This window comes from Burkholderia sp. BCC1640, assembly GCF_902833125.1.
Lineage (GTDB): Bacteria > Pseudomonadota > Gammaproteobacteria > Burkholderiales > Burkholderiaceae > Burkholderia > Burkholderia diffusa.
Genome location: NZ_CADFEF010000018.1, coordinates 124,695 through 139,442, shown reverse-complemented (window position 1 = coordinate 139,442; position 14,748 = coordinate 124,695). Strand labels below are relative to the sequence as shown.

At 68.4% G+C, this 14,748-nt stretch carries 12 protein-coding genes; 5 read left to right on the top strand and 7 right to left on the bottom strand.

Going from position 1 to position 14,748, the window contains the following annotated elements:
- The first annotated feature begins 137 nt into the window (after positions 1 to 137).
- Together mprF and HWX25_RS20555 are read left to right on the top strand one after the other, a co-directional pair.
- A complete protein-coding gene (gene mprF / locus HWX25_RS20560; RefSeq protein ID WP_175910093.1) occupies positions 138 to 2,732 on the top strand; it encodes a bifunctional lysylphosphatidylglycerol flippase/synthetase MprF in 2,595 nt (864 codons plus the stop codon).
- Positions 2,729 to 4,009: a virulence factor family protein gene (locus HWX25_RS20555; RefSeq protein ID WP_175910092.1), complete on the top strand. Its 1,281-nt coding sequence runs from the start codon at positions 2,729 to 2,731 to the stop codon at positions 4,007 to 4,009. Before mprF ends, HWX25_RS20555 begins: the two co-directional genes overlap by 4 nt.
- Before the next feature lie 70 nt (positions 4,010 to 4,079).
- Here HWX25_RS20555 and HWX25_RS20550 read toward each other — a convergent pair whose 3' ends face one another.
- The 4 genes from HWX25_RS20550 to HWX25_RS20535 all read right to left on the bottom strand — a co-directional run bounded on the left by HWX25_RS20550 (position 4,080) and on the right by HWX25_RS20535 (position 8,363).
- A complete protein-coding gene (locus HWX25_RS20550; protein WP_175910091.1) occupies positions 4,080 to 4,526 on the bottom strand; it encodes a DUF934 domain-containing protein in 447 nt (148 codons plus the stop codon).
- Positions 4,523 to 6,319, bottom strand: a complete 1,797-nt coding sequence (locus HWX25_RS20545; RefSeq protein WP_244138785.1) for a nitrite/sulfite reductase — start codon at positions 6,317 to 6,319, stop codon at positions 4,523 to 4,525. The genes HWX25_RS20550 and HWX25_RS20545 overlap by 4 nt, the downstream gene beginning before the upstream one ends.
- A gap of 122 nt (positions 6,320 to 6,441) precedes the next feature.
- Complete coding sequence (locus HWX25_RS20540; protein ID WP_175910089.1) at positions 6,442 to 6,843, bottom strand: hypothetical protein; 402 nt, start codon at positions 6,841 to 6,843, stop codon at positions 6,442 to 6,444.
- An 86-nt stretch (positions 6,844 to 6,929) separates the two neighbouring features.
- Entirely contained in the window at positions 6,930 to 8,363 is a 1,434-nt protein-coding gene (locus HWX25_RS20535; protein ID WP_175910087.1) for a PLP-dependent aminotransferase family protein, read from the bottom strand.
- 414 nt (positions 8,364 to 8,777) lie between these two features.
- Between HWX25_RS20535 and HWX25_RS20530 the strand changes: the two genes are divergently transcribed.
- On the top strand, positions 8,778 to 9,902 hold the full coding sequence (locus HWX25_RS20530) for an extracellular solute-binding protein (RefSeq protein ID WP_175910085.1): 1,125 nt from the start codon (positions 8,778 to 8,780) through the stop codon (positions 9,900 to 9,902).
- The gene (locus HWX25_RS20525; RefSeq protein ID WP_175910083.1) at positions 9,899 to 11,674 is read left to right on the top strand and encodes a diguanylate cyclase; all 1,776 of its coding nucleotides are present in this window, start codon (positions 9,899 to 9,901) and stop codon (positions 11,672 to 11,674) included. Before HWX25_RS20530 ends, HWX25_RS20525 begins: the two co-directional genes overlap by 4 nt.
- A gap of 98 nt (positions 11,675 to 11,772) precedes the next feature.
- Here the strand turns inward: HWX25_RS20525 and HWX25_RS20520 are convergent, their stop codons facing one another.
- The 3 genes from HWX25_RS20520 to HWX25_RS20510 form a co-directional block, all read right to left on the bottom strand.
- Entirely contained in the window at positions 11,773 to 12,072 is a 300-nt protein-coding gene (locus tag HWX25_RS20520) for a DUF4148 domain-containing protein (RefSeq protein ID WP_175910074.1), read from the bottom strand.
- A gap of 250 nt (positions 12,073 to 12,322) precedes the next feature.
- A complete protein-coding gene (locus HWX25_RS20515; RefSeq protein ID WP_006760082.1) occupies positions 12,323 to 12,583 on the bottom strand; it encodes a hypothetical protein in 261 nt (86 codons plus the stop codon).
- A gap of 76 nt (positions 12,584 to 12,659) precedes the next feature.
- The gene (locus HWX25_RS20510; protein WP_175910072.1) at positions 12,660 to 13,508 is read right to left on the bottom strand and encodes a sulfite exporter TauE/SafE family protein; all 849 of its coding nucleotides are present in this window, start codon (positions 13,506 to 13,508) and stop codon (positions 12,660 to 12,662) included.
- A 290-nt stretch (positions 13,509 to 13,798) separates the two neighbouring features.
- Between HWX25_RS20510 and HWX25_RS20505 the strand changes: the two genes are divergently transcribed.
- The gene (locus HWX25_RS20505; RefSeq protein ID WP_175910070.1) at positions 13,799 to 14,695 is read left to right on the top strand and encodes a LysR family transcriptional regulator; all 897 of its coding nucleotides are present in this window, start codon (positions 13,799 to 13,801) and stop codon (positions 14,693 to 14,695) included.
- The last annotated feature ends 53 nt before the right edge of the window (positions 14,696 to 14,748 follow it).

The following is a 14,748-nucleotide window of genomic DNA, read 5'->3' as shown; positions in this document are numbered from 1 at the left end:
ATTCCGTATACTCGTAAGTTCTGATCCAGGCGCCGCCTGCCTCCGTCTTCGGCCGACCGCCCACGCAGAACAACCAGATATGTCGCCGCCGGGCCAACCCGCGCCGCGACTCGCTATGCACCACCACTGAACAACCTATGTCTTCCCGCCACCCTGGTTCGCCCGGCCGCGCCGCGGCGGTGATCGCCCGTGTCCGGGCGCTGATCCGCAACGAACGCGTGCTGTCGCCGTTGCTCGCGCTCGGCATCGGGCTGCTGCTGATCGTGGTTTTCCAGCACCTGTCGGAATCCGTCGACTATCGGTCGGTGATCCGCGAGTTGCGTCACATGTCCGCCCAAGAATGGGGCGCGTCGCTGGCCGCGACGGCCCTCAGCTATCTCGCGCTCGTCGCCCGCGACGCGGTCGGCCTGCGCTATGTCGCCGCGAAGGTGCCGCGCGTTGCGTTGTGGATCGGCGCGATCGCCGGGTCCGCGCTCGGCAACGCGACCGGCTTCGGCGCGCTGACGGGCGGCGCCGTGCGCGCGCGCGTGTACGGCGTGTCGGGCGTCACGCCCGCGCAGATCGGCCGCATGACGGTATTCACGAGCGGCACGCTCGCGCTCGCGCTGGTGCTGATGACGGCGGTCGGCATGGTCTGCGTGCCGCAGACGCTCGCCGCGATGCTGCATGTCGCGCCCGGCGTCCTCACGTGGAGCGGCGCCGCGCTGCTCGTCGTGCTGGCCGTGATGACGATGATGTGCGGCAACACCGCGCGCCCGGTCGTCACGCGCTTCAAGTGGCTTTCGTTCGACGTGCCGGCGCGGCGCGACCTCGTCGCGCAGGTCGTTTATGCGGTGCTCGACGTCGTGGCCGCCGGCCTGACGCTGTGGGTGCTGCTGCCGGCCGCGCCGGTCGGTCTCCCGACCTTCATCACGGTGTACGCGGCCGCGCTGCTGCTCGGGATGATCGGCCATACGCCGGGCGGGATCGGCGTGTTCGAAGCGGCGATGGTCTTCACGCTGGGCCGCGAAGTGCCCGCGCATGCGATGGTCGCCGCGCTGATCGCCTATCGCGCGATCTACTTCGGCGTGCCGCTCGTGTTGTCGGCCGGCTTGCTGGCCGGTTTCGAGGGTCGCGCGCTGCGCCGCCGGCTCGTGTCGCGGCAGGCCGCGCGCGTGTCGCAGCTGGCGCCGCTGTTCCTGAGCCTGGTGACCTTCGCGGTCGGCAGCATGCTGGTGATTTCGAGCGCGACGCCTGCGTTCTGGTACCGGATCGCGATCCTGCGCAACATCGTCCCGCTGTGGGTGCTCGAAGGCTCGCAGGTGATCTGCAGCGTGCTGGGCGTCGCGTTGCTGTTCGTCGCGCGCGGGCTGCTGCGCCGGCTCGACGGCGCATGGTGGATGACCTTCGCGCTGACGCTCGCGAGCCTCGCGCTGTCGCTGGCGAAGGGCCTCGCGTTCGTCGAGGCCGGCGTGCTCGGCACGCTGCTGGTGCTGCTGCTCGTCAGCCGCCGCCGCTTCAACCGGCATTCGTCGCTGCTCGCCGAGCGCTTCACGGTGAGCTGGTTCGTGTCGGTGACGATGGTGCTGATCCTCGCGGTGTGGGTGCTGTGCTTCGCGTTCCGCGACGTGCCTTACACGCGCGATCTGTGGTCGCATTTCTCGTTCGACGCACGCGCGCCGCGCGCGCTGCGCGCGACGCTCGCGGCCGGCGTGTTCGTCGCGATGTTCGCGTTGTGGCAGTTGCTGCGTCCGGCGCCCGGACGTTTCGTGAAGCCCGCCGAGCAGGACCTGGTCGACGCGGAGCAGATCATCCGCGCGCAGGAATGCAGCGATGCGGGCCTCGCGCTGATGGGCGACAAGTCGTTCCTGTTTTCCGAATCGCGCCGCGCGTTCCTGATGTACGCGAAAAACGGCCGCACGTGGGCCGCGCTGCACGACCCGGTCGGGCCGCGCGAGGAATGGCCGGCGCTGATCAGCAAGTTCATCGCGCTGGCGCACGCGCACAGCGGCCGCGCGGCGTTCTACCAGGTGCGCGCGAACGCGCTGCCGCTGTATCTCGACGCCGGGCTCACGCTGATGAAGCTCGGCGAGGAAGCCCACATCGCGCTCGACCGGTTCGACCTGAAGGGTTCGAACCGGTCGCACCTGCGCTATGCGCTGCGCCGCGGCGACAAGGACGCGCTGACGGTCGAGGTGATCGCGCCGTGCGACGTGCCGGCCGCGCTGCCGTCGCTGCGCGACATCTCCGACGGCTGGCTCGACAGCCGCGACGCGCGCGAGAAGAGTTTCTCGGTGGCCGCATTCCACGACGGCTATCTCGCGACGCAGTCGGTGATGCTCGTGCGCCAGGCCGACAAGCCGATCGCCTTCGTCACGTTCATGACGACCGACCTCAACACCGAGGCGACGGTCGGCGTGATGCGTCATCTGCCGGACGCGTCGCCGTATGCGATGGAGTATCTGTTTACGCAGCTCGCGCTGCATCTGAAGGAAGCGGGATTCCGCAAGCTGAGCCTGGGCATCGCGCCGTTCTCGGGGATGGGGGCGGCGAAGATGCCGTCGCCGTGGCACCGGTTCGGGCTGATGGTCTGGCGCTTCGGCGGCCGCTTCTACAACTTCCGTGGCTTGCGTGCATTCAAGAGCAAGTTCGAACCGCACTGGGAGCCGCGCTATCTCGCGGCCTCGGGCTCGGTCGGCGTGTTCGTCACGCTCGCGGATCTGTCCCTGCTGGCTGGAGGTCGGCGTTCATGATGTTGAAGAAGGGTATCGCGCAGGCGGCGCTCGCCTGTGCGGGAATGATGTTGGCCGGCGCCGCGCTCGCGGCGCAGCCGGCGGCGGCGAAACCGGAAACCGTGTCGGGCGGCCGCTACGGCCCCGTGACCGTGACGAAGCCGGGCGGCCCGCTGCGCGGCTTCGTCGTGCTGTTCTCGCGTGAGCGGGGCTGGGGCGAAGCCGACCAGCAGGCAGCCGATGCGCTCGCGAAAGCGGGCGCGATGACGGTCGGCGTGGATTCGGAGCGCTATGCGGCGAACCTCGCCGCCAAGCAGGAAACCTGTCACCACCTCGACGGCGACGCCGAGGCGGTCAGCCATCAGCTCGAACGCCTCGCGCAATCGGCGCGCTATTACACGCCGATCGTCGCGGGCGTAGGCCAGGGCGGCGCGATCGCGAAGCAGATCCTGTCGATGGCGCCGGAAAACACCATCGCCGGCGTCGTGTCGGTCGCGCCGGCGGCGAAGCTCGATGCGCGCTTCAAGCCGTGCCCGCCCGATCCGACGATCGTGCGCCGCGCGATGCCGGGCTTCGTCGAAACGGCTGCGGCCGGCGACACCGCGAAGCTCGTGTCGCTCGTCACGTCGCACCTGCACGACACCAGCAGCAGCGACGAGCTCGACGTGTCGGACCTGCCGCTCGTCGAGCTGCCGGCCAAGGGCGGTAGCGACCGCCTCGCGATCGTGATCTCGGGCGACGGCGGCTGGCGCGATCTCGACAAGACGATCGCCGAGGCGCTGCAGCGCGACGGCGTGTCGGTCGTCGGCATCGACAGCCTGCGCTATTTCTGGAGCGAGAAGCCGCCCGCGCAGGTGAGCCGCGACCTGGCGCGCGTGATGCGCACGTACATGGCGCGCTGGCATGCGAACCGCGTGGCGCTGGTCGGCTACTCGTTCGGCGCGGACGTGATGCCGTTCGCATACAACCGCCTGCCGGCCGACCTGCGCGACAAGGTCGCGGTGATGTCGCTGCTCGGCTTCGCGCCGGCGGCGGACTTCCAGATCCGCGTGACGGGCTGGCTCGGCATGCCGGCGAGCGACAAGGCGATGAAGGTCGCGCCGGAAATCGCGAAGGTGCCGCCGCAGCTCGTGCAGTGCTTCTACGGCGCGGAAGAGAAGGACACGATGTGTCCGGCGCTCGCGAATAGCGGCGCCGACGTGATCAAGACGGGCGGCGACCACCACTTCGGCCACGACTACATCGCGCTCGAGAAGAAGATCCTCGGCGCGTTCGGCAAGCCGGTGGCGGCGCGCTGAACGCCGGCGCCCGCTTCGCGGCGGGCGCGGTTGTCGTTCATCGGACGGGCGGCCTGCGGGCCGCCCGTTTTCATTGCGTCGTCTGCGTCGCGGCGTCCTGCCGCGACGCTACCGTTCTCGCGTCGCGCTGATAGAAGCCGGGAAACCGGTCGAGCTGCCGGCGCGCGGCCGCGAGATCGGCATCGGCGCCGAGCACCGCGCTCGAAAACCCGGTGCGTTCCATCAGCAGCAACTGGTCGATCAGCACGTCGCCCGTCGCGCGCAGGTCGCCGGCGAAGCTGAAGCGCTTGCGCAGTAAATACGCCTGGCTGTATGCGCGACCGTCGGTGAAGGACGGGAAGTGCAGGTCGATGCGCGCGGCCTGCGCGATCCGCTCCGCGAGCGGCGCCAGTTCCTCGTCGTTGCCGATCGTCAGGGTCGTGAGCGTCGCCGTGTTGGGCGAGTGCGTGTCGTCGGCGTGTTCGGCCGGTGTCAGCAGCCGGATGCGTGCGTGGGTGTTTGGGTCGGTCGCGTTCATGCGTGCTCCGCCTGGTGACGTGCGTCGTTCGCCGCGGCCTTGAAGGGCTCGACGCCGATGCGGCGCACCGTGTCGATGAATCGTTCGCCGCGGCCGTCGGCGTCGAGCCGCGCGTCGAGATAGACGTTGACGAGCGCGTCCACGACATCGACGATCTCGTCCGCCGAGAATGATGGGCCGATCACCTTGCCCGGCCGCGCGGGGCCGCTCGCGCTCGAACCGTCCGAGCCGCCGAGCGTTACCTGGTACCACTCGGCGCCGTCCTTGTCGACGCCGAGGATGCCGATGTGCCCGCTGTGATGGTGGCCGCACGAGTTGATGCAGCCGCTGATGTGCAGGTCGATGTCGCCGACGTCGTGCAGCATGTCGAGATCCTGGAACCGTTCGGCGATTGCGTCGGCGATCGGAATCGAGCGCGCGTTCGCGAGCGCGCAGAAATCGCCGCCCGGGCACGCGATCATGTCGGTCAGGAGTCCGACGTTCGCGCTGGCGAGACCGATCGCGCGTGCGTGTTCCCACAGCAGGAACAGGTCGTCGACGTGCACCCACGGCAGCACCACGTTCTGCGCATGCGTGACGCGCGCCTCGCCGGCCGAGAAGCGGTCGGCGAGTTCGGCGAGCGCGTCGAGCTGCTCGGGCGACGCATCGCCGGGCGCCTGCAGGCGGCGCTTGAACGACAGCGTGACGATCCTCAGCGCCGGGTCGCGGTGCGCGGCGACGTTGCGCGCCAGCCACCGCGCGAAGGCCGGATGGCGACCGGCGTGCGCGGCCATGCGCGCTTCGGCATCCTGCACGTCGAGCGCACGCGGCGCGATGCGCGGCGGCACGAACGATGCCGCGATGCGGTCGAATTCGGCTTGCGGGATCGTGTGCGGGCCGCCGTCATGCTCGACGATCTGGCGGAACTCTTCCTCGACGTCGTCGATGTAGCGCTGGCCCTCGCTCTTCACGAGGATCTTGATGCGTGCCTTGTACTTGTTGTCGCGCCGTCCGTAGCGGTTGTAGACGCGGACGATCGCCTCGATGTAGTTCATCACGTGCTGCCAAGGCAGGAACGCGCGCAGCAGCGTCGCGATCAGCGGCGTGCGGCCCATGCCGCCGCCGGCGCTCACGCGAAAGCCGAGCTCGCCCGCGTCGTTGCGCACGAGCTTCAGCCCGACGTCGTGCCAGTCGGTTGCCGCACGGTCCTCGGCCGCGCCGGTGATCGCGATCTTGAACTTGCGCGGCAGGAACGCGAATTCCGGATGCAGCGTCGTCCACTGGCGCATCACTTCGGCGAACGGACGCGGATCGGCGATCTCGTCCGGCGCGACGCCCGCGCGCTCGTCGCACGAAATGTTGCGGATGCAATTACCGCTCGTCTGGATCCCGTGCATGTCGACGGTCGCGAGCAGGTCCATCACGTCGGCCGCCTTCGCGAGCGGAATCCAGTTGAACTGGACGTTGGTGCGGGTCGTGAAGTGCGCGTTGCGGATCGGCAGGCGCAGCGTGCCGAGCAGCGCCTGCGCGTCGCGGGCGGCGCGATAGGTGGCGTCGTCGGGCACGTCGTAGTCGCGTGCGATCCGGGCGAGCACGCGAAGCTGCGCGCTCGACAGTTCGCCGTACGGCACGGCCACGCGCAGCATCGGCGCGTGGCGCTGCACGTACCAGCCGTTCTGCAGGCGCAACGGCCGGAACGCGTCCTCGCTCAGCGTGCCGTGCTGCCAGCGTTCGAGCTGGTCGCGGAACTGGGCGGCGCGGCTGTGCAGGGCGCGCGCCGCTCGGAAGGGGACGTTGCGACGGGTGTCGGGCAACCGGAGACAGCGTAGGGAACGCGGGGCGGCGGGACAAGCAGCAGATCGGGACGAAAAGGGCGCAGCAGATCGGCGATGCGCCGGCGGCCGTCGGGCATGCGTTGCGCATGCCCGCGTCGGGTTCAGGCTTGCGCTTGCGCGTCGACGATCAAGGCCGGATCGAGCGCGCGGATGCGCTGGTCGATGAAGTAACCGCCGCCTTCCTGGTAGCGCAGGAACAGCCGGCCGCACGACACGCAGCGGCTGACGTTGCAGCGGTTGTACGGAAAGTGGCGCGGCGCGATCGGCGCGCGGTCGGACCAGTAGCGCGTGCCGTCCGGATGGAATTCGTCGTAGGTCGGTTCGGGGTCGTCGGGCGGCGCGAGCGTCGCCACTTCGACGAGTTGCGTGTCCTGCAGCGAGAGCGGCAGGCTCGTCCAGCCGGCAAGCGGGGTCTTCGTGCAGGTGCACGGCTGCGTGACGCCGGCGGCTTCGGCGGCGAGCGTCAGCAGCGCGGCGTGATCGAGGTACGGCAATGCGCTCATGAGATGGGTCGAGGGGGCGAAGGGAGATGCACTGTAACCCGTGCGTGCGTCGGCTGCGCGGCGGCGCCGGCGGCCTGCGTGCGGGCTCAACCGGCCTTGCGTACCGCAGGCTCGGCGACCAGTTCGCCAAGCACGCGGATCGCGCGTTCGATGTCGCGGCTCCACGGATGGCCGAAGTTCACGCGCACGCAGCGCTCGAAGCCGTGCGCGGCCGAGAACAGCGGCCCCGGCGCGAAGCTGATGCCGCGCGCAATCGCCTGGCGATGCAGTTCCATCGCGTCGATCGCATCGGGAAACGACAGCCACAGGAAATATCCGCCGTCCGGCCCCACCCATTCGACGCCGTCCGGCAGCCAGCGCCGCAGCGCGTCGTCCATGCGGGCGAGCTGCGTCTGCAGCGCGCCGCGCAGCTTGCGCAGATGACGATCGTAGCCGCCGTGCTCCAGATAGTTCGCGATGCCGGCTTGCGCGGGGATGCTCGCCGACAGCGTGGTCATCAGCTTGAGCCGCTGCACTTTTTCCGCGAACCGGCCGGCGGCGGCCCAGCCGATCCGGTAGCCCGGCGCGAGCGTCTTCGAGAACGAACTGCAGTGCATCACGAGACCGTGCCGGTCAAAGGCGCGCGCGGGCAGCGGATAGTCGGGGCCGAAATGCAGCTCGCCGTACACGTCGTCCTCGATCAGCGGCACCTCGCGCGCGGCAAGCATCTCCACGAGCGCGCGCTTCTTGTCGAGCGACAGCGTGACACCGGTCGGATTCTGGAAATTGGTCATGAACCAGCACGCGCGGATGTCGTGCCGGTCGAGCGCGTTCGCGAGCGCATCGAGATCGAGGCCCGTGCGCGGATCGACGGGAATCTCGACCGCGCGCAGGTCGAGCCGCTCGATCGCCTGCAGCGCCGCATAGAAGCCGGGCGATTCGACCGCGACGACGTCGCCGGGCCGCGTGACGGCCATCAGGCACAGGTTCAGCGCTTCCAGCGCGCCGTTCGTGACGACGATCTCGTCGACGGGTTGCGCGACGCCGGTTGCCAGATACCGCCGCGCGATCTGCTGGCGCAGCGCCTCGTTGCCCGGCGGCAGGTCGACGACCGTGCTCCACGGGCTGACGAGCCGCGTCGCCTGCGCGAGCGATTTCGCGAGGCGCGGCAGCGGAAACAGCTGCGGCGCGGGGAACGCGGAGCCGAGCGGCACGATGCCGGGTTGCGTCGCGGCGTCGAGCACCGAGAACACGAGATCGCTGATGTCGACCTTGCGCGTGGCGCCGGCGCGGCTCGCGCGGCGTTTCGCGGGCGGGTGCGCCGCCGGGCTCGCGCCCGGCGCGACGTAATAGCCGGAGCGTTCGCGTGCGCGGATCAGCCCCCACTGTTCGAGCAGGTAGTACGCGCGAAACACCGTCGACTGGCTCACGCCATGCTGCGCGATGATCTGGCGCAGCGACGGCAGGCGCGTGCCGACCGCGAGGTTGCCGTTGCGGATTTCGTCGGCGATCGTATGGGCGAGGGTTTCGTAGCGTTTCATGTGCGCGGGTGGAGCATGCTTACGCGGCGCGCGGGCCGGTGCGGCGCCGCGCGCGGCGGGGCGGGACATTGTCCGACGAGCGGCCCGAAAAGAAAAGTGCGACGGGCGGGGGCGGTCGCGCAGTCGTGGCGATGCCGATGCGTGCGCATCCGTCGCGCGCGATTGCGGCGTTCACTCGTGTGCCGCGTGGCTGCAACCGGAAGCGGCACGCGTCGAGTCATGCCTTTCACCTGAGGATTCTTCGCGCGCGCGGGCGGTTCGCACGCGTGCGAAGACATGCGATCGAACGCGAGCATGCATGACGCGCTCCGGATGGCCGCACACGATGCGCGTGCGGCTTGTTCCAATTGCGCGGCGATATTTTTTATGGTCTTGTTGCAAGCTCAAGCATCGACTCAAAAAAAGGATAGTCGAATGCATACGGGGAATGCGGGCGAGGACCGATTGATCAGGGGAATCGGCGCGTGTCGGCGTGCGCGCCGGGCCGTATGCCGATGGTTTGTCGTCCTGACGCTGGGCTTGCAGGGCCTGCCTGCGTGCGCGGCTTCTCCCGAGACCGTCAACGACAACGTCCTGCGCGTCCTTGCATGGCCCGGCTACGCGGACAACGATGTCGTCAATGCGTTTGAGACGCAATTCCACGTACGCGTCGAAGTGACGTTCGTCGATTCCGACGAAGCGTTGTGGACGCGAATGCACAGCGCGTCGCCGCCGCCGTACGACGTGCTCGCGGCCAACACGGCAGAGATCCAGCGCTACGCGCGCGACGGCCTGCTCATACCGATCGACCTGTCACAGGTCCCCAACCGTCGGCGGCAACGACCGAATTTCCAGCAGCTCGCGACGATCGGCGGACTCGTGCACAACGGCTCGACCTATGCGATTCCGTTCACGTATTCGTCGATGGGACTGATTTACGATCGCAGGCAGGTGCCCGCCGCGCCGCGCTCGATGCTGGAACTGTGGAATCCGCGTTACCGCGGCAAGGTGCTCGACTTCAACAGCGCGCAGCATAATTTTTCGTTCACCGCACTCGCACTTCGCTATCCCGACCCCTTTCACCTGTCGCCCGCGCAAACGCTTGCCGTGGCGCACAAGCTGGTCGACCTGCGACGCAACCTGCTCACGTATTACACGCTTCCGGAAGAGGCGACCGCGCTGTTCGTCCAGCATCACGCGGCGCTGATGTTCGGCAACTACGGCACGCAGCAGGTCGAACAACTGCGTCGCGCCGGTGCGGACGTCGGCTACGTGATTCCGGACGAAGGTGCACTCGCGTGGCTCGACTGCTGGGGCGTCACGCGCGGCGCGGAGCATCGCGAGCTCGCGTTCGCATGGATCAACTACATGCTCGAACCGGCGATTGGCGCGTTGCTGACCGAACGCCAGGGGCTCGCGAATACCCTCGAGCCGCCACCCGGTCTCGAGTCCGGCAACCAGCACCTCGTATGGATCCAGCCGGTCGAGGACATCGCGCGGCGCGAGTCGCTGTGGAGCCGCATCGTGTCGGGCGACCGGCCGGAGCGGTTCGACAAATGATCAGGCTCGGGCTCACGTCGAAGCTGTCGGTGCTGTTCGCGTGCATCGGCGTGATCGCGTCCGGCACGACCGGCTACTCCACCTACCGCGCGAACCGGACGATGCTCGTGCAGGAAGCACAGCACAACCTGCTGATGTCGACGCAATTGCTCGGACAGCGCTTCACGACCGCGCTGTCCGACGTGGCCGACGATGCGCTCGTGCTCGCGCAATTGCCGTCGGCGCCGAGCGTCGCGAGCGGCGAGGGCACCGATCCTGCGCCGCGCTCGCGGCTCGAGCAGGTGTATGTCAGCTTCATGAAGAACCACCCCGAGTATCTGCAGATCCGGCTGATCGCGCGCGGCGATTTCGGGCTCGAGCGGATTCGCGTCGATCGCGACGCGCGCGGCATCGTCGTGCTGCCGGAGAGTGCATTCCAGGAGAAAGGACAGTTTTCCTATGTATTCGATACGCTCGCGACGGCACCCGGTCATATCTACCTGTCGCCGATCGTGATCAATCACGAGACCGGCGCGCATGCGGCCGAAGGGCTGCCGATTCTGCGCGTGGGCACGCCGGTCGTCGACCAGGCCGACGTGGTGGTCGGCGCGCTGGTCGTCGACGTCGAGCTGTCGCGCATGTTCGATCGGCTCGAGCGCGACCTGCCGCAGGACTACGCGGTGTTCCTCGCGAACGAGTGGGGCGACTTCCTCGTGCATCCCGATCCGTCGCAGACCTTCGGCTTCGATCGCGGCCGGCGCGTGCTGATGCAGGACCGCTTTCCCGGCACGCGGCTGCTGTTCGTCGGGACGCGCACGAACGTGACGCTCAACGGTCTCGCGCAGCCCGACGACGTACCGGGCGAGATGCTCGCGTTCGTGCGCACGCCGTTCGGCAACAACGAGGGCAACCGCTTTGTCGTGCTCGGCATGGCGCGTCCGCTCACGGACGTGCTGGCGCCGGCCGGGATGCTCGGCGAACGGATCATCCGGATGGTGTTCCTGATGAGCCTGGCGGCGGTGATTCTCGCGATCCTGTTCGCGCGTGCGATCACGCGTCCGTTGCAGATGCTCGCGCGCGCGGCGACCCACGTGTTCGACGATCCGGCCGCCGAGCGATTGCCCGTTGCGCGGGCCGACGAAATCGGCGTGCTGGCGCGCTGTTTCGACAGCATGCGCGTCGAGATCCGCACGCAGGTCGCGATGCTGCGCGCGAAGCAACTGGAGCTCACGCACCTCGCTGGTCACGATCCGTTGACCGGGCTGCCGAACCGCCTGTTGTTCATGGAGCATCTCGAGGCCGCGATCCGGCATGCGGCCGCGGTGCGCGAGGGGCTGGCGGTGATGTTCGTCGATCTCGACCGCTTCAAGCAGATCAACGACCAGCACGGGCACGCGGCCGGCGATCGCACGCTCGTCGCGGTCGCGAAACGGCTGAGCCTCGTGCTGCGTAGCGGCGACATGGCAGCGCGGCTCGGCGGCGACGAATTCATCGTGCTGATTTCGGACGTGCGATCGCCCGAGGTGATCGGCGATATCGCGTCGCGTATCCAGATCGTGATGGCCGAGGAGCTGGAGTTCGGCGAACGTCACCTGGCCGTGGGCGCGAGCATCGGCGTCAGCGAATATCCGGCCGACGGCGCGTCGGCCGAGGAACTGCTGGTCAAGGCCGACGCGGCGATGTATGCGGCGAAGGCGTCCGCGCAATGCGCGTACGTGCGTTACCAGGAATTGCTGGGCGGCGGCATCGGCGCGGATGCGGGTGCTCGCGTGGCGGCAGGTGGCAGCCGCTGACGGCGGGCCGGCTCAGTGTGCCGTGGAAACGCGACGAGCCCGTCACGGGACGGGCTCGTCGGAACCGGGCGGACTGCGCGATGCGCGCAGCGGCGGGCTTAGTGGCCGAAGTAGACCGAGTCGCGCGCGTTCTGCACCTTGACTGCCGGTGCGCCGCCCTGGACGACCGGGGCCGGTTGCGCGCCGTAGCCGCTGGCGTCGGCGGCGTGCACGCGCGCTTGCGCGGCCTGGATGTCGGCCGGGTAGTACGGGCTCGACTGGCTCGGCTTGTAGCCGGCGTTTTCGAGCTGGACGAGTTCGTTGCGCACTTGTGCGCGGGTCACGGTGCTTTGGGCGAATGCGCCGAACGAAGCGGACAGGGCAACAGCGGCAACGACTGCGGAAACGAGCGATTTCATGATGACCTCCGATGTTCTATTGAGTTCGCCGGCGACACCATGTCGTAAGCGATTGATTACATCGTAGGCGTCAGCCGATTCAGGGTAAACGTGGATTCCGACGAAAGATCGTTGCGGCCGAGGTAATAATCGCCGCGGAAATTCGATCCGTCCCCGTCCGGCGTTGCGGGAATGGCAAACCGACGGTGCGCGGGCGAGCGTCCGGCGGCGCGGTGCCGGCCGGCGGGGCGGGATCGGGGATGGTGCGGGATCAGACGCCGTCGGCGTCGTCGATTTCCTTGCGCTCGCGGCGTTCCTCGTTGCCGCGGCGGGCCCGCAGGCGCTGGCGGGACAGGACGGCGATCACCTGCTGGGTCGGCGCGCCGGACGGCAGCTCGTTGCGGATGCGGTCGGGCACCATCGGCAGACCCGCGCGCTGCCGGCGCAGGGCCTTCGCGATTGCCCGGCGGCATTCGTCCCCGTGGCAATCCCATTCATCGCGGATTCTCTGGCAATAACGGCATTGTTCCATCAGGACAGTCTAACGCGTCTTCGGGATCGGGGCTGACGGGGGAACGGACCGTGACTGGACCGGCGGGCGGCCGACGTCATTTCGCGTTCGCGTGCGGGCTGGCGACCTGTGCGACGGGCGAGGCCGCGTGCCGGAAGACGCCCGACTTCCAGATCATCTGGGACGCGGCCACGAGCACGAACAGCAGGACGACCATCCGGAATACGCGCGGCGACATCTTGTCCCGCAGCGGGCGAACGAGCCACATGCCGGCGATGGCGGGCAGGCTCGCCGCGGCGGAAATCGCGAGGTCGGCGGCGCTCGCGTGGGCGGCGCCGCTGAACGTCGTGATCAGCGTGACGATCGACACCACGAGGATGATCGCGATCTGCTTCGTGAACGCGCGGCCGGTCGCGCCGGATGAAATCAGGTAGGTGGCGAGCAGCGGCCCCGGCACCGACGCGATGCTTTCCATCAGCGCCGCGCCGAACCCGAGCGCGAACCCGACCGGCTTTTGCCATGCCTCTGGCAGGTTCAGCTTCGGCGCGCTCAGCATCAGCGCCGCGGCGACGATCAGCAGCGCGCCCGACGCGGCCTGTGCGTGGCCCGCGTTCAGCGACAGGAGAATCGCGACGCCGACGACGTTGCCGAGCACGGTGCCCGCGATCGGTGCGGCGATCTTGCGCGCGGTCGCCAGCACCTCGCCGCCTTCCAGCGCCTGCGGAATGTTGCCGAGGATGATCGGCATCGACAGCAGCAGCACCGCGTGCCGGATCGGCAGGAACTGGCTCAGGATCGGCATCGCCACCAGCGGAACGCCGATGCCCGTGATTCCCTTGACCATCCCGCCGAGCAGCAGTGCGACGGCGATGCCGATCAGGTCGAGCAGCGCGAGCCCGTGCAGGCTGGACACCAATACACCTTCAGTCAGATCGAGATGAGTCATCGGGAGCAGGTCGGGACATGAGCGGCGGCGGGACGGTCGACGGCACCGGTTGCCGGTGCGTGCGATCGCGCACGCCGTTGTATGGTTTCGGGTCGAACCGGTCGCCCCGTTGCATCGTCCGCCGTCGGCATTCGACACGTTTCGAGGCTGAATCTTACCCGAGCGCGGCGCGGGGCATCGAACGTGGTCGAGGGCGCGCGCTCGTCGAAGGTCGTTGAGGCGATTCAATACAATTCATGATGCACGGCCCTATCATGTGAAAAATACATGGACCGAAACAAGGAGGCGAGATGACGCTTGCGCAGTTGCAGGCCCTGGCGGCCGTGGTCGAACTCGGCTCGCTGACGGCCGCGGCCGAGCGGCTCAGTCGCAGTCAATCCGCGATCAGTCATGCGTTGACCGAACTGGAGGACATCACCGAGGTCAAGCTGCTGTTGCGCGACCGCCAGCCGGTCGTCCTGACTGCCGCCGGCGAACGCCTGTGGCCGTACGTGCAGAACGTGGTTCGCGAGGCACAAACGCTGCGTCAGCAGTTCGGCCTGTCGCGCGGCAAGCTCGAAGGGCGGCTGGTGGTCGCGTCGCTGCCGAGTGTTTCGCTCGCATTCGTCGTCCCCGCGCTCGAGGCGTTGAAGGCGGCGCATGAGGGCGTGACGGCGGTACTGCTCGAAGGCACGGACGCGGAGGTCGAAGGATGGCTCGACGACGGCACCGCCGACGTCGGCGTGGTCGCGGGCACGAAGACCTTCGCGAACAATCTGCCGTTGCTCGACGAGGATTTCGTCGCAGTGGCGGCGGACGGCATGTTCGACGGCCGCAAGAGCGTATCCGCGAAACGGTTGTCCACGATGCCGTTCATTTTCTCGAAGGCGGGGTGCGGGCCGCTCATCGCGGACTACTTCGCGCGCAACGGTGCGTCGCTCCGCGCCGCGTTCAACGTGGTCGAGATGCGGACCATCCTGTCGATGGCGGAGGCGGGAATGGGCGTGTCGATCGTCCCGCGCATCACGCTCACCTACACCCGGTTCGGCGGCCAGGTGCTGGCGCTGTCGCCCAGGCTTCACCGTTCCGTGCGGCTGTCGTGGAACGCGACCGGCAATGCGATCGCAGACGCATTCGTGAAGCTGGTCGACGCCCAGCGCGCGAAGGTGGGAAAGGCGATTCAGGCGCGAACGAAAAAGGGAAAGTAGCGCATCGGCGGCGCGATGACGCGATGAAGCGCGCTCATGGGTGACTTGCAGTT